This is a genomic window from Actinacidiphila paucisporea, from assembly GCF_900142575.1.
In the GTDB taxonomy this organism is placed as follows: domain Bacteria; phylum Actinomycetota; class Actinomycetes; order Streptomycetales; family Streptomycetaceae; genus Actinacidiphila; species Actinacidiphila paucisporea.
This window is the reverse complement of the sequence record NZ_FRBI01000002.1, coordinates 17,369-41,498: the sequence shown is the minus strand read 5'-3', so window position 1 is coordinate 41,498 and position 24,130 is coordinate 17,369. Positions and strand designations below refer to the sequence as shown.

The 24,130-nt window shown below is 73.7% G+C and carries 14 protein-coding genes; 12 read left to right on the top strand and 2 right to left on the bottom strand.

The annotated features are described in order from the left end of the window. The first annotated feature begins 35 nt into the window (after nucleotides 1-35). The gene (locus BUE44_RS03380; protein WP_073493541.1) at nucleotides 36-986 is read left to right on the top strand and encodes a class I SAM-dependent methyltransferase; all 951 of its coding nucleotides are present in this window, start codon (nucleotides 36-38) and stop codon (nucleotides 984-986) included. Nucleotides 987-1,094: 108 nt separating this feature from the next. Next, the gene (locus tag BUE44_RS03375; protein WP_073493538.1) at nucleotides 1,095-3,338 is read left to right on the top strand and encodes a bifunctional glycosyltransferase/CDP-glycerol:glycerophosphate glycerophosphotransferase; all 2,244 of its coding nucleotides are present in this window, start codon (nucleotides 1,095-1,097) and stop codon (nucleotides 3,336-3,338) included. Between the two features lie 127 nt (nucleotides 3,339-3,465). On the opposite strand, the gene BUE44_RS03370 is transcribed toward BUE44_RS03375, so the two are convergent. Next, complete coding sequence (locus BUE44_RS03370; protein ID WP_073493536.1) at nucleotides 3,466-5,706, bottom strand: bifunctional glycosyltransferase/CDP-glycerol:glycerophosphate glycerophosphotransferase; 2,241 nt, start codon at nucleotides 5,704-5,706, stop codon at nucleotides 3,466-3,468. A 186-nt stretch (nucleotides 5,707-5,892) separates the two neighbouring features. Here BUE44_RS03370 and BUE44_RS03365 point away from each other — a divergent pair, with 186 nt between their 5' ends. From BUE44_RS03365 to BUE44_RS03320, 10 genes are all read left to right on the top strand, one after another. After that, nucleotides 5,893-9,435, top strand: a complete 3,543-nt coding sequence (locus BUE44_RS03365; protein ID WP_073493534.1) for a bifunctional glycosyltransferase/CDP-glycerol:glycerophosphate glycerophosphotransferase — start codon at nucleotides 5,893-5,895, stop codon at nucleotides 9,433-9,435. A gap of 81 nt (nucleotides 9,436-9,516) precedes the next feature. Further along, nucleotides 9,517-9,891: a DUF2304 domain-containing protein gene (locus BUE44_RS03360; RefSeq protein ID WP_073493531.1), complete on the top strand. Its 375-nt coding sequence runs from the start codon at nucleotides 9,517-9,519 to the stop codon at nucleotides 9,889-9,891. Continuing rightward, on the top strand, nucleotides 9,888-10,667 hold the full coding sequence (locus BUE44_RS03355) for a glycosyltransferase family 2 protein (protein WP_073493529.1): 780 nt from the start codon (nucleotides 9,888-9,890) through the stop codon (nucleotides 10,665-10,667). Before BUE44_RS03360 ends, BUE44_RS03355 begins: the two co-directional genes overlap by 4 nt. Then, nucleotides 10,664-11,647, top strand: coding sequence for a glycosyltransferase family 2 protein (locus BUE44_RS03350; protein ID WP_073493527.1), 984 nt, complete (start codon nucleotides 10,664-10,666; stop codon nucleotides 11,645-11,647). Before BUE44_RS03355 ends, BUE44_RS03350 begins: the two co-directional genes overlap by 4 nt. Nucleotides 11,648-11,804: 157 nt before the next feature. Continuing rightward, nucleotides 11,805-12,398: a class I SAM-dependent methyltransferase gene (locus tag BUE44_RS03345; RefSeq protein WP_073493525.1), complete on the top strand. Its 594-nt coding sequence runs from the start codon at nucleotides 11,805-11,807 to the stop codon at nucleotides 12,396-12,398. Then, entirely contained in the window at nucleotides 12,395-12,643 is a 249-nt protein-coding gene (locus BUE44_RS03340; RefSeq protein ID WP_073493523.1) for a hypothetical protein, read from the top strand. Before BUE44_RS03345 ends, BUE44_RS03340 begins: the two co-directional genes overlap by 4 nt. After that, nucleotides 12,640-13,500: a dTDP-4-dehydrorhamnose reductase gene (gene rfbD / locus BUE44_RS03335; RefSeq protein WP_073493521.1), complete on the top strand. Its 861-nt coding sequence runs from the start codon at nucleotides 12,640-12,642 to the stop codon at nucleotides 13,498-13,500. The genes BUE44_RS03340 and rfbD overlap by 4 nt, the downstream gene beginning before the upstream one ends. Before the next feature lie 230 nt (nucleotides 13,501-13,730). Beyond that, the gene (locus BUE44_RS03330) at nucleotides 13,731-15,257 is read left to right on the top strand and encodes a hypothetical protein (RefSeq protein ID WP_143172465.1); all 1,527 of its coding nucleotides are present in this window, start codon (nucleotides 13,731-13,733) and stop codon (nucleotides 15,255-15,257) included. Continuing rightward, complete coding sequence (locus BUE44_RS03325) at nucleotides 15,254-16,759, top strand: hypothetical protein (protein ID WP_073493517.1); 1,506 nt, start codon at nucleotides 15,254-15,256, stop codon at nucleotides 16,757-16,759. Before BUE44_RS03330 ends, BUE44_RS03325 begins: the two co-directional genes overlap by 4 nt. A gap of 233 nt (nucleotides 16,760-16,992) precedes the next feature. Then, nucleotides 16,993-18,867, top strand: coding sequence for a serine/threonine-protein kinase (locus tag BUE44_RS03320; protein ID WP_079189455.1), 1,875 nt, complete (start codon nucleotides 16,993-16,995; stop codon nucleotides 18,865-18,867). 66 nt (nucleotides 18,868-18,933) lie between these two features. Here BUE44_RS03320 and BUE44_RS03315 read toward each other — a convergent pair whose 3' ends face one another. Continuing rightward, nucleotides 18,934-23,889: an NAD-glutamate dehydrogenase gene (locus BUE44_RS03315; RefSeq protein WP_073493515.1), complete on the bottom strand. Its 4,956-nt coding sequence runs from the start codon at nucleotides 23,887-23,889 to the stop codon at nucleotides 18,934-18,936. Nucleotides 23,890-24,130 lie beyond the last annotated feature (241 nt).

Below are 24,130 nucleotides of genomic sequence, written 5' to 3'. Positions count from 1 at the left end.
CGCACCGGGGGCTCCCACCGTTCGAACGGATCCCCATGACGCTCACCCCCACCGCCTCGGAGCCGGCCGGCGACGAGCTTCCCGCGCCCGCCTCCCTCGCCGAGGTCAAAGGCTGGTTCTTCCCCGTCGACCAGGTGCTCTTCGACTGGTTCCTGACCCGGCAGAGCGAGTTGACCGAGCCGGGCGACCTGCTGGAGATCGGCGCCTACATGGGCAAGAGCGCGATCTTCATGGGCAGCTATCTGCGGTCCGGCGAGACCTTCACGGTCTGCGACCTGTTCGACTCCCCGGCGCGGGACGACGCGAACTCCGCGGAGATGCGGTACTCCTACTCGACGCTCACCCGTCGCTCGTTCGAGTCCAATTACCTGTCCTTCCATGACGAGTTGCCGACGGTCATCCAGGGCCTGTCGTCGCTCGTCCGGGACCGGGTGCAGGCCGCCAGTTGCCGCTTCGCGCACATCGACGGCTCGCACCTCTACGAGCACGTACGCGGCGACATCGAGGACACCAGGACGCTGCTGCACCCGCACGGCATCGTGGCGCTGGACGACTACCGCTCCGAGCACTGCCCCGGGGTGGCCGCCGCGGTCTGGGAGGCGGTCGCCACCGGCGGGCTCAACCCGGTGTGCGTGACCGGCACCAAGCTCTACGGCACGTGGGGCGACCCGGGGCCGGTGCGCGAGCAGCTGCTGGAGTTCCTGGCCGGGCGCGACGACCTGTGGCACGCCGTCGAGGCGGTGGCCGGCGGCAAGCTGGTGCGGGTCAAGGGCGCCGGGGCGGTGCTGCCCGCCCAGCCGCCGTCCCGGCACCACCGCGAGGAGCCGCCGGTCGAGGAGGCCCCGCCGGTCAAAGCGCCTGCGACACCGGAAGCCCCCGCGGTCCGGCGGCGCTCACCGCTGCGCCGGCTGGTGCTCAACGTGCTGCCGCCGTTCGTGTCCAAAGGCTTCGTAAGGCTTCGCGCCGCACTACGCCACCAGGCGTAACCAGCGGGGCAACCGCGCGTTCGCAGGATATACAGCGTCACACGCCGCATTTCCCGCGGATGTGGTCGTAGTGTCCCGAGTCCCCGCGTCGAACCTGGATGTGCTGCTGTGCCCCGCTTCAGCGTCATCGTGCCCGTCTATCATGTGCAGGCCTATCTGCACGCCTGCCTGGACTCCGTACTGGGCCAGTCCTTCGGCGACTTCGAGCTGATCGTGGTGGACGACTGCTCACCGGACGGCAGCGGCGAGATCGCCGACGCCTACGCGGCCCGCGACCGCCGGGTCAGCGTCCTGCACCTGGCCGAGAACGTCGGCCTGGGCCGGGCCCGCAACGCCGGACTCGCCCGGGCCACCGGCGACTACGTGCTCTTCCTGGACAGCGACGACACCTACGCCCCCGGCGCGCTGCACTCCATCGCCGCCAGGATCGACGCCACCGGCCGCCCCGACCTGCTGATCTTCGACTACGACCGCACGTACTGGAACGGCGAGGCGGAACGCAACAAGTTCAGCGCGCTGCTCGACCAGCGCGACCCGCAGGTCTTCTCCCTCGACGAACACCCGGGCCTGCTGAGGCTGATCATGGTCGCCTGGAACAAGGCCTACCGGCGCGACTTCCTCGCCAAGGTCGGGGTGACCTTCCCGGCCGGCTACTACGAGGACACCCCGTGGACGTACCCGCTGCTGATGGCCGCGGACACCATCGCGCTGCTCGACCAGGTGTGCGTGCACTACCGGCAGCGCCGCAAGCGCGGCATCCTGCACACCACCAGCCGGCGGCACTTCGAGATCTTCAAGCAGTACGACCTGCTCTTCGCCTTCCTCGACAGCCGGCCCGACCTGGAGCGCTGGCGCACGGTGCTCTTCCGCCGGATGCTCGACCACCTCACGACCGTCTTCACCCTGCCCGACCGGCTGCCCAGGTCCTCACGCCCCGAATACTTCCGGCGCTGCCGCGCGCAATACCGCAGGCTGCGGCCCGAGGGCTTCGGCCTGGCGCTGAACCGGCGCAGCGGGGTGCGCTACCTGCTGGTCGCGCTCGGCGCCCGGCGCACCTTCCAGGCACTCGGCGGCCTCCACCGGCTGCGGCTGCGAGCGGCGCGGCGGGTCAAGGCGACCGGCGGGCGGCTGCGCGAGGCGGCGCTGTACGCGTACTACCTGGTGCAGCGGCGCCGGCCGCTCGACCCCGACCTCGCGGTCTTCTCCGCCTTCTGGGACCGCGGTTACGTCTGCAACCCGGCCGCCGTCGAGGGCGCGCTGCGCGAACTCGCCCCGCACATGCGGACCGCCTGGGTCACCACCGAGCGGTACGCGCACACCCTGCCGCCCGGGGTGGCCCGGCTCCAACCCGGCTCCGCCGCCTACTGGAAGGCCATGGCCCGCGCCTCGTACCTGGTCAGCAACGTCAACCTCCACCACCGCTACGCCAAGCGGCCCGGCCAGATCAACGTCCAGACCCACCACGGCACCCCGCTCAAGCACATGGGCGTGGACCTGATCCAGCACCCAGCCGCCGCGCACGGCATGGACTTCGAACGCCTGCTGCGGCACGTCGACCGCTGGGACTACAGCGTGTCGGCCAGCCGCCACTCCAGCCTGGTCTGGGAGCGCGCCTACCCCGCCGCCTTCACCTGCCTCGAATACGGCCAGCCCCGCACCGACGTCTTCCACCGCGCCACCCCTGAGGAGGTCCTCGCGCTGCGCGACAGCCTGGGCATCCCGCGCACCGCGACGGCCCTGCTGTACGCCCCCACCCACCGCGACTACCAGTCCGGCTACCTGCCGGCCCTCGACCTGCCCCGCCTCGCGGACGAGCTGGGCCCCGGAACGGTCCTGCTGCTGCGGACGCACTACTTCTACCCGCCGGGCACCCCGGGCGGCGCCGGCCACCCGCGCGTCATCGACGTCTCCGCGCACCCTTCCGCGGAGGAGCTGTGCCTGGCCTCCGACGGCCTGATCACCGACTACTCGTCACTGATGTTCGACTACGCCGGCCTGGACCGGCCGATCGTGCTCCACGTCTCCGACTGGGACACCTACCGCGCCACCCGCGGCGCGTACTTCGACGTCACCGCGCACCCTCCCGGGCTCGTCGCCCGGACCCAGTCCGAACTCACCGACATCCTGGCCACCGGGTCGTGGGCCGGCCCCCGCTCCGACCAGCTCCGCGCCGCTTTCCGCGCGCGCTTCTGCCCCTACGACGACGGTCACGCGGCGGAGCGGGTGGTCCGCCGCGTGTTCCTCCGCGAGGAGGGCGGCCTGCCGGCCGTCACCCCCCTCCCCGACCGCCACCCAGCGGCTGCGCCGCAGGCCACCCCTGCCGATCGGCCGGCCGCGCGTCCCCTGCCGTGACCATCTGCCCCTGGGGTGCGTCCCTTGCCGGCGGTTGCGCCGTGGCTTGGCTCGCAGTTCCCCGTGCCCCTGAAAACGCTCACCCTCCGCGCAGAGGGCCACCCGCCCAGCGGAGCTGTGGGCGGGGTCAGAGCGTGGGGACCGCGGGGGCCGGGGTGGTCAGGGAGGCGGGGGACGGGGCCGGGCGGCGGTCCGGGAGGGGGCGGTAGGGGACCAGCGGCTCCTCGTGGAGGAAGACGCGGCGGACGACCCGCTCAGCGGCAAGCCCGTCGTCGTAGCCGCAGAAGCGTTCCCGAAAAGCCGCCCGCAGGGCATTGGCCGGGCCGTCGTCCCACGCGCCGCCGCGGAAGAGCTCGGCCAGGGACACCTCGTCGGCGGCGACAGCCCCCGGCGTCTCGCCGGGCCGCCCCGACAGCAGGTCGAAGTAGACGCCCCGGGCGGCCCGGTAGGCCGCCCAGTCGGCCGCGTGGATCACGATCGGCCGGTCGAGGTTGGCGTAGTCGAACATGAGCGACGAGAAGTCGGTGACCAGCGCGTCGGACGCGAGGCACAGCTCCTCCACGCAAGGGTGCCCGGAGACGTCCACGACGGCGCCGGCCGCGTGCAGCGCTTCGAGCTGCGGGCTCTGCCCATAGAAGTAGTGGGCCCGCACGAGCAGCGTGTAGCCGGGGCCGAGTTCGCGGGCCAGGCGTTCCAGGTCCAGCGGGAGGACGAACTCCCGCTGGTAGTCCCGGTGGGTGGGGGCGTAGAGGATCGCCGTCGTGCCGGGGGCGATGCCGAGGGCCTGGCGGGCGCGGCGGACGTCGTCGGGTCCTGAGGTGTAGAAGACGTCGTTGCGGGGGTAGCCGGTGGGCAGGGTGCGGTAGCCGCTGGGGTAGACCCGGTCGAAGACCTCCGCCGAGTGCTGGTTGGAGACCAGGGAGTAGTCCCACTGGTCGGCGTGGTCGAGGAGCCGGCCGAAGCTCATGCCCTTGCCGACGGCGGGCCGCGCCCGCAGGTCCATGCCCATGTGCTTGAGCGGTGTGCCGTGGTGCGTCTGGACGTACGTCTGCTCGGGCCGCTTGACCACGTTGCCGGTGAAGTTCGCGTTGTTGACGAGGTAGCCGGCCCTGGCCAGGACGTCCCAGTAGCGGCGGGAGTTGACGATGACGTGGTCGACGCCGGGCGGCAGCGCGTCCCGGTCGCGTTTGTTGACGACCCAGACGCCGCGCAGGTGGGGGGCGATCTCCGCGGCCTTGCGGTAGATCGCGGCGGGGTTGCAGGACACCCCGCGGTTCCAGTAGGCCGCGTAGAGGACCAGGTCCGGGTCGACGGGGCGGCGCAGCCGCATCCGGTAGTAGCGCTGGAAGAGGGCGCGGGCCAGGCCGTTCCTGCGGGCCCTGGCCTTCTTGGCGAGGTGCATGGCGGCGGCCCGCGCGCCCAGGGCGGCGCGGTAGCGGCCGTAGGAGCCGGTGCCCGCGGCCCTGACCCAGCGGGCCTCGTTCGGCTCGGGGGCGGCCCAGCCGGCCGGGCGGTGCTCGGTGAGCAGCCGGCCCGCCCGGCGGACGAAGTCGGGGGTGGCCTCGGGGGTGAGCCGGTCCTCGCCGACGGCCATCAGCATCGCGGCCATCTGGCCGTAGAGCGCGGCCCGCCCGGCGTCCCCGGGCAGGTCGGGGTCGGCGAACAGCTCGGCGTAGCGGTCGATGACGGCCAGGTGGTGGGCGCCGCGGGTGGTGGTGAGGCTGCCGGAGCGGCGCCTGCGCCAGCGGACGCACACCCGGTCGAGGCAGGCGATGCGCGGCGCGGCGGTGAGCACCCGGGTGGCGACGGTGATGTCGGCGTAGGGGGCGTCGCCGAAGGTGAAGGCGTGTGAGGTCCAGAGGTCCCTGCGCACCGCGCGGTTCCAGGCGGCGGGGTAGCAGGCCAGGCAGTCGGGGAGGTCGGCGGCGGTGAAGACGCGGGTGCCCGCGGCGGCCAGGAAGTCGCCGTCGCCGCTTTCCTGGACGTTCTCCCACACGGTGAAGCGCTCGTGGTCGTACAGCAGCACGTCGGGGTCGCCGGTGCGGGTGAGCCGGGCGGCGAGGGCGGCGAGGGTGCCGGGTGCCATGAGGTCGTCGGCGTCGAGGAAGAGCAGGTAGTCGCCGGTGGCGCGGGCGGCGCCGGCGTCCCTGGCCTTCCCGGTGCCGCCGGTGCGGTCCAGGCGCACCGGTACGACGCGCTGGTCGGCGGCGGCGAGGTCGGCGATGATCGCGCCGCACGCGTCGGGGGAGGCGTCGTCCACCGCGATCACCTCGACGTCGCCGCCGGACTGGTCGAGGACGGACTCCAGGCAGGGGCGCAGGAAGCCCTGCGCGCGGTGGGCGGGAACGACGACGCTGAAACGGGGCATGACCATCCTGGACACATCGGTGGTTACCGGCACGGGATAACGTCCGAGGGTAATTGGCCGCGCACGCTCTGTCGATCCGGGGGTCGTGTCGCTCGTTCGGCCTACCTTCGGTGACCGCTGGGGGCGGGGCGAGTTGAGCACACGGCATGGTCTGCCACCGCCGCCCAGAAAGGAGCGTTGTCCCCCATGACGCCCCGCCTGACCGTCGTCGTCCCCGTCTACAACATCGAGCAGTACCTGGAGGAGTGCCTGCGGTCGATCGCCGCGCAGACGCTGGCAGAGCTTGACGTGGTGATGGTGGACGACGGTTCGACGGACGCCAGTGCGGACATCGCGCGGGCGTTCGCCGCCCGCGACCCGCGCTTCCGGCTGGTCTCCCAGGACAACGGCGGCCTCGGCCACGCCCGCAACACCGGTGCACGCAACGCCGACCCGGCGACGGCGTACCTGACCTTCATCGACAGCGACGACGTGCTGCCGCCGCGGGCGTACGAGCAGCTGACCGGCCTGCTCGACCGGTCCGGCTCGGACTTCGCCACCGGCAACGTCTACCGGCTGACGACGGCGGGCCGCAGCCAGGCCTGGCAGCACCGCGGCATGACCAGGACGGTCAGCCGCACCCACATCACCCGCGACCTGGGCCTGCTGTCGGACCGGGTGGCCTGGAACAAGGTCTTCCGCCGCACCTTCTGGGACAAGCACGAACTCGCCTTCCCCGAGGGCGTGCTCTACGAGGACACGCCGCTGACGATCCCCGCGCACTTCCTCGCCGACGCCGTCGACGTGCTGCACGAGCACGTGTACTACTGGCGCATCCGCGAGGGCTCGATCACCCGGCGGCGTACCGACGTCAGGGGCGTACGCGACCGGATCGCGGCCGTCGACGGGGTCTCGCGCTTCCTCGCCGACCCGGCCAACACCCGCTGGAGCAGGCACAAGCGGGACTACGACCGGTCGGTGCTCACCGACGACCTGCTGTACTTCATCGAGGCCCTGCCGATGGCGGGACCCGAATACCACCGGGTCTTCATGGACCGCGCGGGCGACTACCTCAGCCGCGTCGACCCCGCTCTTTACCCCGGGCTGCCAGTGGAGCTGCGGCTGCGCTGGGAGCTGATCAGGGAGGGCCGGCTCGACGACCTGCTGACGGTGCTGGGCCACGAACAGCACGGCGGGCGCACCGTCTTCGACCTCGCCGGGCTGCCGCTGCGCAAGCGGGCCGTCGTCGTACGCCCCGACGGCTCACCGGTGCGGCTGTCCCGGGCGGCGACCGCGACCGGCACCACCGACCTGCCGGTCGTCGCCCGGCTGCGGGACCTGGAGTGGCGCGACGGCAAGCTGGTGCTCAAGGGATACGCGTACATCCGCAACGTCGACGCCCGCACCAAGCGCTCCTCGCTCAAGACCGCCGTCGCCACCTGCGGGCGGCGCAGGCTGCTGCTGCCGGTGCGCACGGTGCGGGTCCCCGACGTCACCGACGAGCAGACGCAGGAACGCCACTGTTACGACTGGTCCGGTTTCGAGATCACCGTCGACCCGGCCCGGCTGCGCACCGACGGCGGCTGGAAGCGGGCGCAGTGGCGGCTGGGCATCGTGGTCGCCGGTGCCGCCGGCGTGCGCCCGGCCGCGCTGCGCCCCGACGAGGCCGGCGCGGGCTCGTCGCCCGTCCCCTTCCGGCTGGACGACGACACCCGGCTGGTGCCCTGGTACAACGACGGCCGGCTCCACCTGTCGGTCGAGCCCGTCACCCGCCGGCTGACCGCCCACCGCCCTTCCGGCGACGGCGTGATCCACCTGGACCTGGCGGTCCGCGACCGCACGCGGCCGGTCGCGCTGCGGCTGACCCAGCAGACCACGGGCGCCACCTTCGACCACCCGCTGACCCCCTCGGGCGAGCCGGCCGCCGGCGGCTGGACCACGCTCGCCGCCGACGTCCCGCTCGCCGCGCTGGGCGGTGCCCGGCCCCCGATGGCGGGGCTGCCGAAGGAGGTCGCCCCCGAGACGACGGCGACCTGGACGGCCGAGGCCCTCTTCCCCGACGGCGGCCACGCCCGCGTCAGCCTCGACCGCGACCTCCCCGCCGGCCGATACCCCCTCCCCCCTGACGACCGCCTCGGCGACCGCCGGCCCCGCGAACTCTCCGTCGAGGGCACGGCGGCCGGCAACCTCGTGCTGCGCGACCGCACCCCCCAGGCCGTCGCCGACAACCTGTCCTTCACCCCGGACGGCCACCTCCTGGTCTCCGGCGAACTGCCCCCGGGCGCGGCCGCCGAGGGCGTCCGGCTGATGCTGCGGCACGGCACGTACGGCGCCGAGACCGGGTCGGAGGTCGTGGCCGACGCGGAGGGCTGCCGGTTCTCGGCCGCCGTGGACGTCGGGGCGCTGCCGCACGCCGGGCGCTGGTATCTGCACCTGCGGGCCGGCGGCACGGACACGCCCGTGCGGGTCGCACCCGCCGCGATGGCCCAACTGCCGCTGGAGCCCGCGCCGGTGGACGGGACACGGCCGCTACGACTGGACCGCCGCTTCCACGACCACCTGTTCGTGGCCGCGGGCTCCGCCGTCCCCGCCGCGGACCGCGGACCGTACCGGCAGCGGATGCTGCGCGAGCGCCGCTACCCGGTGCTGGCCCGCCGCCAGCTCACCGACAGCGTCCTCTACAGCAGCTTCGACGGCCGCCGCTGCGACGACTCGCCGCGCGCCGTCCACGACGAACTGGTGCGGCGCGGCGCCGCCCTGGACCACGTGTGGGTCGTCGCGGACCGTACGACGGCGGTGCCGGCCGCCGCGCGGTCCGTGGTGCTCGGCAGCCACGCCTGGTACGAGGCGCTGGCCCGCAGCCGGCACATCGTCACCAACAGCCACCTGCCCGGCTTCTTCCACCGCAGGGACGGCCAGCACGTCGTGCAGACCTGGCGCGGCACCCCCGTCAAGCGCTTCGGCCAGGACCTGGCGGGCACCCTGTGCGCCGACCTCACCCACATGTGGCCGCAGCCGCTGCGCGGCGGCCAGTGGACCGTCCTGCTGTCGCCCAACGCGCAGTCCACCCCGGCGCTGCGCCGCGCCCTGGCCTTCGCCGGCGAGGTCGCCGAGACCGGGCTGCCGCGCAACGACCTGCTCAGCGGCGAGGACCGCGACAAGATCGCCGAGGACGTACGCGCCAGGCTCGGCCTGCCGCCGGGGCGCACGGTGGTGCTCTACGCGCCGACCGTACGCGACGACGAGGCCTACGACGCCGCCCACCAGCGGCTGCACCTGACCGCCGACCTCGCGGCGCTGGAGGCGGAACTGGGCGGCACCCATGTGCTGCTGGTCCGCGCGCACCCGCTGGTCGCCGACACCGTGCCGGGCGCCGGCGGCTTCGTCCGCGACGTGTCGGGCCACCCGGACCTGGCGGAACTGCTGCTCGCCGCCGACGTGCTGGTCACCGACTACTCCTCGGTGCTCGCGGACTTCGCCGTCACCGGCCGCCCGATCCTGCTGCACACCCCCGACCTCGCCCATATGCGCGACACCCTGCGCGGCTTCACCTTCGACTTCGAGGCCCAGGCGCCGGGACCGCTGCTGTCGACCACGCCCGAGCTGATCGCGGCGCTGCGCGACCCGGCCGCCGCGGTGCGGCCGCACGGCGCGGCCTACGACGCCTTCCGGGCCGCCTTCTGCCATCTGGACGACGGCCGCGCCGCCTCCCGCGTGGCGGACCTGATTCTGCGCGGGCCGCGCATCTGATGAAGCGGGGCGGCCCGGCCGGCCGCATTCGGCCCGCGACGACGACCCGCAATCCCCGCAGGACCCCAGGAGGCCCCCACCGTGCACCTGTCCGTGATCACCTCGCTCACCGGACTGGCCCTGCTGGCCTGCATTCTGGAGCTGCTGCGCCGGCACCAGCTGCGGGAGAAGTACGCGGCGCTGTGGCTGGCGGTGGGCTCCGCGGTGGTGCCGCTCGGGCTGTTCCCGCAGATGCTGGACTCGCTGGCGCGCGGCCTCGGCATCGTGTCGGGCGCCAGCCTGGTGCTCTTCGCCGGGATCGTGCTGCTTCTCCTGGTGTGCCTGCACCTGAGCTGGGAGTCCAGCCGCCTGGAGGAGGAGACCAGGACGCTCGCCGAGGAGATCGCCCTGATCAGGACGGCTCTGGAGGAGCAGGACCGGCCGTCGGGCTGCCGTATGCGGGGCGGCTCCGTATGACGCCGGACGCGGGTGCGGCGGCGCGGCGGATCCTGGTCATCGTGCCCGCCTGGAACGAGGCCGAGGGCCTGTCGGCGGTGCTGGCCGAGCTGCGGGCCGCGGTCCCGGCCGCCGACGTCCTGGTGGTGGACGACGGCTCCACCGACCGCACCGCGCAGACCGCCCGCGCGGCCGGCGCCCGGGTGGCCCGGCTGCCGTACAACCTCGGGGTGGGCGGCGCCATGCGCACCGGCTACCGCTACGCCCTGGACCAGGGCTACGACACCGCCGTGCAGGTCGACGCCGACGGCCAGCACGACCCCGGGTACGTGCCCGCGCTGCTGGCCGCACTGGAGACCGCCGACCTGGTCGTCGGCGCCCGGTTCGCGGGCGTGGGCGACTACCGGGTGCGCGGCCCGCGCCGCTGGTCGATGCGGCTGCTGTCGCTGGTGCTGTCCGGGATGGCCGGCACCCGGCTGACCGACGCGACCTCCGGCTTGCGGGCCTGCAACCGCGACATGATCGCCTTCTTCGCCCGCTGGTATCCGGCCGAGTACCTGGGCGACACCGTCGAGAGCATGGTCGGCGCCCTGCGCTGCGGCTACCGGGTGCGGCAGGTGCCGGTGGCCATGCGGCCGCGCACCACCGGGGTGCCCAGCCAGTCGCCCGCCCGGGCGCTGGTCTACCTGGCCAGGACCGCGCTGGTGCTGCTGCTCGCCCTGACCCGCCGGGTCCCCGCGCCGCAGCGCGCCGAGCCCGCCGCCCGGGTGCCCGAGCCCGCGGGGGCCGCCAGGTGAGCGCGCGTGCCGTCGACGTGATGATCCCGTACTACGGCGACGTGCCGCTGCTGCGGGCCGCGGTACGCAGCGTGCAGGCGCAGGACGGCGAGGACTGGCACCTGACGGTGGTCGACGACGGGTGCGAGCCGGGGGTGCCCGAGTGGTTCGCCGGGCTCGGCGACCCCCGGGTGAGCTACCTGCGCAACGCGCGCAGTCTCGGTGTGACCGGCAATTTCAACCGCTGCGTGCAGCTGGCACGGGCACCGCACGTCGTCCTCATGGGTTGCGACGACCTGATGCTGCCCGGCTATCTGCGGACCGTGCGCCGGGCGCTGCGGCGGGCACCGCAGGCGGCGATGGTGCAGCCCGGGGTGCAGGTCGTGGACGCGGCGGGGCGGCCGCGCCGAAGTCTGGTCGACACCGCGAAGCGGCACCTCTACGCCCCGGCCGGCATCCGCACGGCGCCCGCCCTGCTCGGCGGCGAGGACCTGGCGGTCAGCCTGCTGCGCGGCAACTGGCTCTACTTCCCCTCCCTGTGCTGGCGCACCGACGCGCTGCGCCGCCACCCCTTCCGGGCCGACCTCGGCGTCATCCAGGACCTCGCGGTCGTCGTCGACCTGCTCCTGGACGGCGCCGTGCTCGCCACCGACCCGGAGGTCTGCTTCCGCTACCGCCGCCACCGGGTCAGCGCCTCCGCCACCGAGGCGGTGAGCGGCGCCCGCTTCACCGAGGCCCGCGACTTCTTCCTCACCACCGCCACCCGCCTCACCCGCCACGGCTGGCCCCGCGCCGCCCGCGCCGCCCACCGCCACTGGTCCTCCCGCCTCCACGCCCTGACCCTCCTCCCCTCGGCCCCCCGGGCCGCGGCGCCGCTCCTCTGCCACGCCTTCTCCCCGGGCCGGATGCCGCCGCCCGCACCGCCGACGGAGTCGGCCGCGGGCGCCGGGCCGGCCGCGGGGCGGCGCGGCGGTGCACGGGCCGCGGAGGGCGGCGGGTGACGGGGGGACGGGGGGACGGGGCTGCTCTGGCCCCGTATCACCTTCGACGGCCGGGCCGCCCTGTGAGCGCTCGGCTCCCGGACCGCAGCCGCCACTGAACTCCCCCGCAGGTCTCATCCACACGCTCGGACACCACCCATCCGCGAAAGGCGACCCGATGGCCGACACCGCCACCCCCGACTACACCGCCCGGCTGCTGGCCCGGCGGCTGCTGCCCACCCAGGCGCCCTACCGCTGGAATCTGCGCCGGCTGCGGCTGGGCAGGGTGCTGGACGTCGGCTGCGGGGTGGGCCGGAATCTGCGGCACTGCGCCCCGGGCAGCGTCGGCGTGGACCACAACGAGCACTCGGTCGCGGCGGCCCGCGCGCGCGGCCTGACCGCGTACACCCCGGAGGAGTTCGTCGCGACCGGCTGCGTACCGGGCTCGTTCGACAGCCTGCTGTGCGCGCACGTCCTGGAGCACCTGGACGCGGCGAGGGCGTCGTCGCTGCTGGCGACGTACCTGCCGTACGTGCGGCCCGGCGGCCGGGCGGTGCTGATCACCCCGCAGGAGGCGGGCTTCGCCAGCGACGCCACGCACGTGCGCTTCGTCGGCTTCGCCGAGCTGACCGAGGAGGCGCGGGCCGCCGGGCTCGACGTGCGCCGGGCCTACTCCTTCCCGCTGCCGCGGGTCGCGGGACGGCTCTTCCGGCACAACGAGTTCGTCCTGGTCTCGACCGCGCCGGAGACCACCCCCGGAAAGCAGTCGTGACGGCCCTCGCCCTGGCCCGCGCCCTCGGCACCCGCCGGCGCCCGGCCATCCGCGGCGCCGGCCGGGCCCTGGTCCGGCAGGGGCCCGACCGCAGGGACCACGACCTGCGGTGTCCGATGGACCGGCGCGAGCGGTCGGACCGTGCCCCGCAAGTGCACTTCGCGGTGCGCCCGGCCGCGACCGAGGACCGGTACCGGTGGAAGCCGCTGCGGTCCGCGGCGGCCGCGGTGGTGGGTCCGCGATGACCTGGCTGGTGACCGGGGCCGGCGGGATGCTGGCCCGCGATCTGCTGCTGCGGCTCGCCGAGGGCGGCGAGGCGGCCGTCGGGGTGGACCGGCGGGCGCTGGACATCACCGACGAGGACGCGGTCCGCGAGGTCTTCGACGACCACCGGCCGACCGTCGTCGTCAACTGCGCGGCCTGGACGGACGTGGACGCCGCCGAGACGGCGGAGCCGGCCGCCCTGCGGGTCAACGGCGAGGGCCCGCGCCATCTCGCGGTGCTGTCCGCGAAGCACGGCGCCCGGCTGCTGCACGTGTCCACCGACCACGTCTTCGCCGGCGACGCGGCGGCCCCGTACCGCGAGAGCGACCGCCCGCTGCCGCGTACCGCCTACGGACGGACCAAGCTCGCCGGGGAGCACGCGGTGCTCGACCTGCTGCCGGGCGACGGGTACGTGGTGCGCACCGGATGGCTGTACGGGGCGGGCGGGCCGAATTTCGTCCGTACGATGATCCGCCTGGAGCGGGAGCGCGACACGGTCGACGTGGTCGGCGACCGGTGCGGCCAGCCGACCTGGACGGCGGACCTCGCGGAGCGGCTGGTCGCGCTCGGCGCGGGCGACGCCCCCGCCGGGATCTACCACGGCACCAGTGCGGGCGCGGCCAGCCGGTACGAGCTGGCCCGCGAGGTCTTCCGACTGATCGGCGCCGACCCCGGCCGGGTGCGCCGGGTCCCGACCGCTGGGGTGCCGCACGCCGCGCCCCGGCCCGCCGGGAGCGTGCTGGGCCATGACGGCTGGGCCGCGGCGGGCATCGAGCCGATCCGCGACTGGCGCCAGGCGTTGGCCGCGGCCTTCCCGGCGCTGCGCGACTGCTCATAAGAACGGGATATGGGGCGCGGGCCGGCGGCGCCCCGGCCCGCTCCTGGGAGCGCCCGCGCTCGTCGGACGCGGTTCTCGGGCACACGTCCGCCTTTCCCGTGCCCGCCACCGGTCGGGTCCGCTCGTGTGCCCGCTGCGCGCGCCGGGCCTGCCGTCCGCCGAACGGGTGGCCGCGGGGGCCGTCCGCGAGGCGGGGCGAAACCTTCGCGGGCGGGTCGCGTTGGAATGTGGTGACGACCATCGGCCGCTTCAGCGGTGCCCGTTCCCTCCCCCCGTTCGCCGCGCTGCGCCGCGCCGCGGACCGGGTGCCCGAGCCGGCCAGGCTGCCGCTCATGGTGGGCCTGCTCTGCGAAGCCGTACTGCTGGCGTGGTGGCTGGCCTTCTACCCCGGGCTGATGAGCTTCGACTCGATCACCTACGTCTGGCAGGTCACCACCGGCCACTGGCGCAGCGACCACGCGGTCGTCTACGACGTCCTGGTGTGGCTGTCGCTGCAGATCACCGGCGGACTCGCGGCCCTCACCTTCCTGCAGACCGTCGCCCTCGCCGCGTCACTCGGCTACGTGTGCCACGGGCTGCGCACGCTCGGGGTGCGCGGCCGGTGGGCGGCGGCCGCGCCGCTGGCCGTCGTGCTCGTCCCTTCGACCGGCACCTTCGGCGTCTTCGTGTGGAAGGACAGCGCCTACGCCATCGCCGCCGTCCTGGCCTTCGGCGCCTGCGCCCACCTGGCCGCCCGGCAGCGCCCGGTCCTGCACTGGTGGCTGCTGGCCGCCGGGATGCTCGGCCTGTCGGTCTTCCGCAACAACTCCTACCCGGCCCTGGTGACCGCGGGCGTGGTGCTGCTGGTCGCGATGCCGCGCCAATGGCGCAGGATCGCCGCCGCCACCCTCACCCCGGCCGTCCTGGCCCTCGCGCTGAACTTCGGCGCCTACCCGGCGATCGGCATCCAGCAGCCGGGCACCAGCTCCTACTACGCCTTCAACTACGCCGACATCGCCGTCGCCTACCACCGCGCCCCGCACTCCTTCCGCGGCTCCGACCTCGCGGTGATGCGGCAGGTCGCGCCGCTCACGCACTGGTCCTCCGGCGGCTCGAACTGCGCCTGGGTCGACCCGCTGATGGCCGCGCCCTTCAACCGCCCGGCCGCGGAGAGACTCAACGGCAAGCTGCTCGGCGTCTGGGGGCACGTCCTGTCCAGCCGGCCCGACCTGATGCTGTCGGCCCACCTGTGCCGGGGCAGGATCGCCTGGGCGCTGCCCCACACCACCACCGACATCTTCGTGCAGCCGCCGGTCATCCCCGCCGACCGCTTCGGCTACTCCCGGCCCGGCGGGCCGATGGAGCACAGCCGCTTCCTGCCCGCGCTGCGCGCCGACCCGCCGTCCGCCTCGCTGCACCACGCGGGCGTGTGGGCGTACACCGTGGCCCGCGCGCCCGAGCTGACCTGGTTGCTGTGGACCGGCTCGCTGTGGTGCTGGGCCACGTACCTGATCGTGGTGCGGCTGGTGCGGCGCCGCCCGCTGCGGGCCGCGCTCGCCCTGGCGGCGACCACCGCGGGGCTCCAGGTCGCGGTGCTGATCGCCACCCCGGCCGGCCTGTTCCGCTACATCGCCGCGCCGGTCCTGCTGGGCTTCCTCGCGGTGCCGCTGCTGACCGCGGCCCACCCGGCCGACCGCCCGCCGGGCTCCGAGCCGTCCCGCCGGCCCGCCCGCCGCACCGCCCGCTCGGCGCCGCCCCGCTCCGGCGCCGCCGCGTGACCGGGGAGGCGCGGGTCGCGCCGGGCAGCCTCAGCCGCGCCCTGGCCTGGCGGCCCACGCCGTACGCGGTCGTCGGCACCGGCTTCTGGCTGCTGCTCGCGATCGTCGCCTGGCACACCCCCATCGCCTCCGACTTCGGCCAGCACGCCTCCGCGGTGCAGCGGGTGAAGGAGAACCCCTGGCACCCGGACAACCCGCTGCTCAAGGAGCCCGGCACCGACAGCCCGTACTACTCCCCCTACATCGTCACGCTCGGCCTCGCCGCCCGGCTGACCGGCGCCGCCGGATGGCAGGTGGTGCGCTGGTGCGGCCCGCTGAACCTGGCGGTGCTGGTCGCCGGCGTCGGCGCCTACGCCAGGACGCTCAGCACCCGGCGGGCCGCACCGGTCTACGCGCTGCTGGCCTTCACCCTGCTGTGGGGCGTGCGGGGCAAGGAGTGGAGCGGCTTTTGCGGGGTGTGGTCGCTGACCCGGGGGGCGTCCTATCCGAGCGCCTTCGCGGTGGGCCTCGCCTTCCTGCTGTGGGCCTGGACCGACCGGCTGGCCCGGCGCGGCGGCACCGCCTGGTCGTACGCCGGGCTCGGCGCCTCGGCCGGCGTGCTGCTGCTCATCCACCCGATCACCGCGCTGGCGGCCACCGTCGGCATCGCCGCGACCGTCGCCGGGCGGCAGCGCGGCTGGTCCCGGCAGGTGGCCGGGCTGTGGGCGGTGGCCGGCGTCGCGGCCGTCGCGGTGGCCCTGACCTGGCCGTACTTCGACGTCTTCGCGCTGGCCGGCGACACCACGGTCGACCAGGTCCACCGCCGCCTCTACATCCACCCCTGGCAGTGGTACGGCCTCGCCCTGGCCGGCCTGCCCGCACTGGCGTGGCGGGCCCGGCGCCGGCTGCGCGACCCGCTGGTCATGATGTTCGCCGCCGACAGCGCCGTCGCCGCGTACGGCTGGCTCAGCGGCCACTACACCTACGGGCGGGTCTTCGCCCTCCTGCTGGTGCCGCTGCAGTTCGCCCTGGCCGTCGAGCTGGCCGCGGCGCCGCCGTGGACCCGGCTGCGCGCCTTCCTGGCACCGGTCGCCGCGGTGGCGCTGTGCCTGGCGCTGGCCGCGCAGATCGGCTCGGTGATCCCGCAGCGCTGGCTCCCCGTCGCGACCCCGCACCCGGCCCGCTGGCCCGACTACCGCTGGGTCGCCGACCGCGTCCCGGCCGGGGCGGTCGTCCTGACGGACGCGTCCGTCCCGATACACGTCCTCCCCGCCTACGGCCTCTACCTGGTGGCCCCCACCTGGCCCGACCCCTCCACCCCCGCCACCGACCGCGCCCGCCGCTGGTCCGACACCACCGCGTACTTCTCGCCCTCCACCCCTGTCCCCCGCCGCACCGCCATCGCCCACCGCTACGACGCCGTCTGGCTCCTCCTCCCCCCGTCGGGCCTCCCCCCTTCCCCGGCCACCCTGGCCGCCACTTCCCCCCGCACGGGCGAGCGCCTCTTCCACCTGACCTCCTGACGCCCTACCGGCTTCAGGGCGCGGGGAATCAGGGGCGTGGCGGTACCCCCAGGCGAAGCCGCGCGACCAGCCCGCCAATGCCCCGCCACCAGCGACCGTCACCGCACGTGGCACCGTCCCGCGCCGCCAGGCACCCGTGGCCGCGGAAGGCCGATTCCCAACTCCCCTTGCCGGTAGCATCAATCAGCTTTTCGACTACCCGGGGGGTGCCCGAAATCGCCGGCCAAGAACACATGTCCCGCCCGCTGACCCCGCTCCAGCCGCAGGATCCTCGCGAGGTCGCCGGCTACCGGCTCCGCGCCAGGATCGGCGAGGGCGGCATGGGCAGCGTGTACCTCAGCCACACCCGTGGCGGCCAGCCGCTCGCCCTGAAGGTGATCCGGCGCGAGTACGCCCAGGACGAGGAATTCCGCCGCCGCTTCCAGCAGGAGGTGCAGGCCGCCCGCCGCGTGCAGGGCTACTACGTGGTGTCGGTCCTGGACCACGACACGACCGGCAACCAGCCCTGGCTGGCCACCGCCTACGTCCCCGGGCTCCCGCTCGACGAGGCTCTGGCCCGCTACGGAGCGCTGCCGCTGCCGAGCGTGTTCCAGCTGACGGGCTGTGCGGCGGAGGCGCTGCGGGCGGTGCACGCGGCGGGCGTGATCCACCGCGACCTCAAGCCGAGCAACATCCTGCTCGGCGCCGGCGGCCCCTCGGTCATCGACTTCGGCATCGCCCGGGCCGCCGACTCCACCGCGCTGACCCGCAGCGGCGGGCTGATCGGCACCCCCCAGTTCATGTCGCCCGAGCACGCCAACGGGCTCACCCTCACCCCGGCCACCGACATCTTCTCGCTCGGCCTGATCGCGGCGGTCGCCGCCACCGGGCGGCACCCGTACGGTGAGGCGGGCGCGATCACGCTGGCCGCGCAGATCGCCAACACCGCGATACGTCCGCCGGACCTCAGCCCGTATCCCGAGCCGCTGCGCGAACTGCTGGAACGCTGCCTCACCGCCGACCCCGACGCCCGCCCCTCGCCGGAGGAACTGGCCGAGTCCTGCGCCCGCGCGGCCGGCCGCCCGCTGCGGGACGTCGCGGGCTGGCTGCCGGAACCGCTGGCCGCCGAGATCGTACGGCGCGAGGCGGCGGCCACGCTGCCCCCGGAGCCCGAGTCCGCGCCGAACGCCGGCCGGGCCGCCGCCCCCGTCCCGCCGAAGCCGCCGGTCCCGCCGGCCTCCGGCACCCCCGGCCTGCCGGTGACCGTGCCCGAGGTCCCGCCGGCCGCACCGGCCGGGGTCTTCGGGGCGGCCCCGCCGCACCCGGGCCAGGGTCACGGGGCCGCGCCGCTGACGTCCGCCTATCCGGCCGGACCCACGTCGTGGCAGCCGCCGCCCGGCACCTCGCCGCACCCCGCGCCCGCCGCGACTCCCCCGCCTGCCCCGGGCGGTGGCCGGCCGGGCGGCCGGGCGCGGAAGGCGCTGTTCGCAGGCGGCGGCCTCCTCGCCCTGGTGCTGGCGGTGGCGCTGACCTACGCCGTCACCCAGCACAGCAACGACGACGCCTCCGCGAAGGGCGCCTCCTCGGGCGGCCCCTCAAGCTCCGTCTCGCAGGCACCGGTCCAGCAGCACACCGCCTCGAATCCGCCGACCGGCACCACCACGGCCTCCGGCACATCCGGCGCCGACCCGGGCGACTACACGGTGCTCTTCCAGGACCACCCGCTCACCGTCCGGCCGCCCAACAGCCTGGACCCCGGCCCCGACGTGGACCTGGACCAGCCGAAGGTCGACCCGCAGCACTCGCTCGAAGGCAGCCAGGTCGAATTCAGCTACGGCGACGACTTCCTGACCTTCGACACCCCCGCGGGCAAGTCCCCCAGCGACGAGCCTGCGGACTGCAAAGCCGCCGCCGAGTCCGCCCCGCTGCCGACCCAGGTCGGCGCCAAGGACCTGGTCGGCTCCGACGCCCTGCTCCGAGTCGGCGACCGGCTCTGCACGGTGACCTCGGAAGGCCACCTCGCGATGTGGACGATCACCACGACCCAGCCGACCGAGAACTTCTACAAGACCCCCGTCTACACCGGCTCCCTCACCCTCTGGACGATCCCGGGCGGCGGCACGTCCTGACCTCCCCGGGCGCCGGGCGGGCGGCACCTCGCGTGCCACCCGCCCGGCTGCCGGTGCGGACCGCGCTCAGCGGTGGGTGCGCAGCAGCGTCCTGAACGTCCGCATCGCCACCGACAGGCTCGCCAGGTCGAACTCCTCGGCCCCCTGGATCTCCTCCAGCGTCGTCCGCGCCCGCCCGATCAGGCCGGCATTCTGCTCCTCCCAGGCGTGGTAGCGCTGCTCCGGTGTGGCGAGGTCGTCGCCGGCCGCCAGCACGTCGGCGGTCAGCGCCGCGTGCGCCGCGAAGAGGTCCTCGCGGATCGCGGCCCTGGCCATCGACTGCCAGCGGTCGGCGCGCGGCAGCAGGATGATCCGGTCGAGCAGCTGGGTGATCTGCAGCCGGTCGGCGAGGTCGAAGTAGATCTCGGCCACGTCCAGCGGCTCCTTGCCGCTGCGGTGGGCGACCTCCACGATGTCCAACGCCGGGAAGGCGGAGGAGAATCCGGCGACCCGGACGGCCAGGTCCTCGGGCACCCCGCCGGTGATCAGCTCGTCGTGCAGCGACTCGTACCACTCCAGGTCCGCGCCCCGCAGCAGCTTCGGCAGCTGCGCCCACACCACGGCCACACCGTCGGCGAAGTCGTCGATGGTCTCGGCGATCTGCAGCGGCTGCAGCCGGTTGTTGAGCAGCCAGCGGGTGGCGCGCTCGACCAGCCGCCGCGAGTGCAGCCGGACCCGGGTCTGCACGGCCGCGTCGACCGTGTTGTCCAGCGACTCGACCTCGTCCCAGATCGCGCCGAGCCCGAAGATCGCGCGGGCCGCGGTGTGCGCCCTGACGATCTCCTCGGTGGTCGCGCCGATCTCCTCCCTGAAGCGGTGCAGGAAGGTCGTGCCGCCGGTGTTGATCGTGTCGTTGACCAGCACGGTGGTGACGATCTCGCGGTGCAGCGCGTGGGCGTTGATCTGCGGCGCGAACCGCTCCCGCAGGGGCCGGGGGAAGTACGCGTGCAGCAGCCGGCGCAGATACGGGTCGTCGGGCAGCCCGGTGTGGATGAGCTCCTCGGCCGTGGTGATCTTGGCGTAGGCGAGGATCACCGCCATCTCCGGCTGGCTGAGGCCCTGCCCCGCGCTGAGCCGCTCGCGGATCTGCCGGTCGGTGGGCAGGAACTCCAGCGCCCGGTCCAGGTGCCCGTCGCGCACCAGCCGGCGGATGAAGCGCTGGTGGGCGTGCAGCAGGCTGTTGGACTGCGCCATGCTGTTGCCGAGCGCGACATTCTGCGCGTAGTTGTTGCGCAGCACGAGATCGCCGACCTCGTGGGTCATCTCGGCCAGTAGGCTGTTGCGCTGCTTGACCGTCAGATCGCCTTCGGCCACCACGCTGTTGAGCAGGATCTTGATGTTGACCTCGTGGTCGGAGGCGTCCACCCCGGCGCTGTTGTCGATCGCGTCGGTGTTGATGTGGCCGCCCTCGCCCTCCGGGCCGCCGGAGCGGGCGAACTCGATCCGGCCCAGCTGGGTGAAGCCCAGGTTGCCGCCCTCACCGACCACCTTGGCCCGCAGCTGCGAGCCGTCGATGCGGATCGCGTCGTTGGCCTTGTCGCCGACGTCCAGGTTGGTCTCGGTGGACGCCTTGACGTAGGTGCCGATGCCGCCGTTCCACAGCAGGTCGACCGGGGCCTGCAGGATGGCCTTCATCAGCTCGGCCGGGGTGATCTTGACCGCTCCCGGCGCGATGCCCAGCGCCGCGCGCACCTGCGCGTTGACCGGGATCGACTTCGCCGTCCTGGGGTAGACGCCGCCGCCCTGCGAGATCACCGAGGTGTCGTAGTCGGCCCAGCTGCTGCGCGCCATCTCGAACAGCCGCCGCCGCTCGGCGTAGGAGGCCGCCGGGTCCGGCTTGGGGTCGAGGAAGATGTGCCGGTGGTCGAAGGCGGCCACCAGCTTGATGTGCTCGGACAGCAGCATCCCGTTGCCGAAGACGTCACCGGACATGTCGCCGATGCCGACGACGGTGAAGTCCTCCTCCTGGGTGTTGTGGCCCATCTCGCGGAAGTGCCGCTTCACCGACTCCCAGGCGCCGGAGGAGGTGATGGCCATCTTCTTGTGGTCGTAGCCGACCGAGCCGCCGGAGGCGAAGGCGTCACCGAGCCAGAAGCCGTACGAGACGGCGACCTCGTTGGCGATGTCGGAGAACGACGCGGTGCCCTTGTCGGCGGCGACCACCAGGTACGTGTCGTCCCCGTCGTGCCTGACCACGTCACGTGGCGGGACGACCTCGCCGGCCACCAGGTTGTCGGTGATGTCGAGCAGCCCGGAGATGAAGGTCTTGTAGCAGTCGATGCCCTCGGCGAGCCAGGCGTCGCGGTCGGCGGCCGGGTCGGGCAGCCGCTTGCCGACGAAGCCGCCCTTGGCGCCGACCGGCACGATCACGGTGTTCTTCACCATCTGCGCCTTGACCAGGCCGAGCACTTCGGTGCGGAAGTCCTCCCGCCGGTCCGACCAGCGCAGGCCGCCGCGGGCGACCTTGCCGAACCGCAGGTGCACGCCCTCGACCCGCGGCGAATACACCCAGATCTCGTACGCCGGCCGGGGCGCGGGCAGCTCGGGGATGGCCTGCGGGTCGAACTTCATCGACAGGTAGCGGTGCGGCTGCCCGTCCTGGGCGCGCTGGAAGTAGTTGGTGCGCAGGGTGGCCTTGATCAGGCTGAGGAAGGACCGCAGGATGCGGTCCTCGTCCAGGCTGGCGACCTGGTCCAGGGCGCCGTCCAGCTCCTCCAGGATGCCGTCGGTCAGCTCGCTGCCGGCCCGCTGGTGGTCGGGCGAGAGCCGGGCCTGGAAGAGGTTGACCAGCAGCCGGGTGGTGTGGACGTTCGTCCTGAGGGTGTCCTCCATGTAGTCCTGGCTGAAGGTGGACCCCGCCTGCCGCAGGTACTTGGCGTACGCGCGCAGCACCATCGCCTGCCGCCAGTCGAGGCCCGCCCGCAGCACCAGGGAGTTGAAGCCGTCGTTCTCCGCCCGGTCGGTCCAGGTGGCGGCGAAGGCCTCCTGGAACCGCTCCCGGGCGTCGTCGCCGAGGTCGCCGAGTGCCGGGTCGAGCCGCAGGCCGAAGTCGTAGACCCAGACCCTTGAGCGGTCGGAGCGGTGCAGCTCGTAGGGCCGTTCGTCCACCACCTCGACGCCGAGCCGCTGCAGCACCGGCAGCACCGCGGACAGCGACACCGGCGCCCCGGTGCGGTAGATCTTGAACCGCCGCTCCTCGGGTGCGGCGCCGACCGGCTCGTACAGGCTGAGGGTGAAGTCGTCCGCGCCCAGCTCCTCGAAGTGCTGGAGGTCGGCGACCGCCACCCGTGGCGGGAAGTCGGCGCGGTAGCCGTCGGGGAAGGCCTGCCCGTAGCGGCGCACCAGCTCGGCGGAGCGCTCCTCGCCGCATTCCGCGGTCAGCGCCTCGGCGAAGCCGTCGGCCCACGAGCGGGTGGCGTCCGACAGCCGGCTCTCGATGCGCTCGACGTCGGCGTCGTCCAGCTCCCGCAGCGAGCCGCCGGGGTCGATGCGGATCACGAAGTGCAGTCTGGACAGCACCGATTCGGTGTTCCACGCGGTGAAGTCGACGCTGTGGCCGCCCAGTTCCTCCTGGAGGATGCTGGTCAGCCGCAGCCGCACGGCGGTCGTGTAGCGGTCCCGCGGCAGATACACCAGCGCGGAGAAGTAGCGGCCGTATTCGTCCTGCCGCAGGAACAGCCGCAGTTTGCGCCGCTCCTGGAGGTACAGCACGCTGGTGGCGATGGACCGCAGCTCGTCGACCGGGGTCTGGAACAGCTCGTCGCGGGGGTAGGTCTCCAGGATCTGCAGCAGGTCCCGGCCGTCATGGCTGTCGGCGGAGAAGCCGGCGCCCTCGAGCACCTCCTCGACCTTGCGGCGGACCACCGGCACCCGGCGCACCGACTCGGTGTAGGCGGCCGACGAGAACAGGCCCAGGAAGCGCCGCTCCCCGACGACGTTGCCATCGGCGTCGAACTTCTTCACCCCGACGTAGTCCAGATAGGACGGCCGGTGGACGGTGGAGCGGCTGTTGGCCTTGGTCAGGATGAGCAGCTTGTGCTCCCTGGCCTTGGCCCGCGCGTCGCTGGGCAGCCGGCTGAACGACGGGGAGTTGGGGTGCCCCGGGTGGGTGGAGTCGCTGTGCGGGTGCTGGGGGTCGGAGCGCAGGATGCCCAGCCCGGTGCCGGGCACGGCGACCAGTACGTCCTCCGGGCTGCCGTCCTCGGCGGTCTCGGTGGTCAGCTCGTACTCGCGGTAGCCGAGATAGGTGAAGTGGTCGCCGTCGAGCCAGCGCAGCAGTTCGAGCGCCTCGCCGGTCTCCTGCTCGGGCAGCGGCGGCGGGGCGGCTGCCAGCTCGTCGGCGATGGACTGCGCGGCCTGCCGCATCTTCGCCCAGTCCTCGACGGACTCCCGCACGTCGGACAGCACCCGGCGCAGGTCGGCGGTGATCTCCTTGATGTCGGCCCGGTCGGTCTCCCGGTCGATCTCGACATGGATCCAGGACTCGACCAGCACGTCGTGCGGCAGCATGCCGTCCGCGCCCTCGGGGACGGTGGCCATGACCTCCTGCAGCTTGCCCGTGACGTCCCGGCGCACGGTGAACTGCGGGTGGACCACCACATGGATCGCCCGGTTGGCCTGCGTCAGCGCGTTGGTCACCGAGTCCACCAGGAAGGGCATGTCGTCGGTGACCACCTCGACGACGGTGTGGCTGCACTGCCAGCCGTTCTCCTCGACGCTCGGGGTGAACACCCGTACGTTCGCGGTGCCCTGCGGGCGTACCTCGGCGAGCCGGTAGTGGGACAGCGCGGCACCGAAGATGTCGTCCGGATCACGGTCGACCAGGTCTTCCGGCGCGCTGTGCAGGTAGTACCGCTGGAGGAACGCGGTCATCGCCTCTTTGTCGAGGCCCTGCCCCGGCAGTTTCCCCTTCTGGCTGTTCTCACCGACCCGCGCTGCCTGTTCCAGCCGCTCGGCCTTGGTTTCGTCCAGCTTGGTCTGCATGTCCTCTGACTCCTGTCGCGCGCCATTGCGTGACGTCGGTGGGTGGCACGACGTACCGCGACGCGGGGTTTCCGCTGCGGGACGACGCTATGCCGAAAAAGGGGTTCGCCGTGCCCGTCGGCACGAACCTGCCCCGGGAGAACGGATCAACGTTGATCACGGCATCCAGGCTATCGCCCCGTCCGGGGTGGCTGTCAGGAGACGTCTTCGTACAAATGCACCAGACGTCTTTGGCCCGAAT

What these genes read in the sequence shown, in the direction of transcription:
- BUE44_RS03380 (WP_073493541.1), top strand. Translation starts at nt 36, where the DNA reads ATGACGCTCACCCCCACCGCCTCGGAGCCGGCCGGCGACGAGCTTCCC.
- BUE44_RS03370 (WP_073493536.1), bottom strand. Translation starts at nt 5,706, where the DNA reads ATGCCCCGTTTCAGCGTCGTCGTTCCCGCCCACCGCGCGCAGGGCTTC.
- BUE44_RS03365 (WP_073493534.1), top strand. Translation starts at nt 5,893, where the DNA reads ATGACGCCCCGCCTGACCGTCGTCGTCCCCGTCTACAACATCGAGCAG.
- BUE44_RS03355 (WP_073493529.1), top strand. Translation starts at nt 9,888, where the DNA reads ATGACGCCGGACGCGGGTGCGGCGGCGCGGCGGATCCTGGTCATCGTG.
- BUE44_RS03345 (WP_073493525.1), top strand. Translation starts at nt 11,805, where the DNA reads ATGGCCGACACCGCCACCCCCGACTACACCGCCCGGCTGCTGGCCCGG.
- rfbD (WP_073493521.1), top strand. Translation starts at nt 12,640, where the DNA reads ATGACCTGGCTGGTGACCGGGGCCGGCGGGATGCTGGCCCGCGATCTG.
- BUE44_RS03320 (WP_079189455.1), top strand. Translation starts at nt 16,993, where the DNA reads ATGTCCCGCCCGCTGACCCCGCTCCAGCCGCAGGATCCTCGCGAGGTC.
- BUE44_RS03315 (WP_073493515.1), bottom strand. Translation starts at nt 23,889, where the DNA reads ATGCAGACCAAGCTGGACGAAACCAAGGCCGAGCGGCTGGAACAGGCA.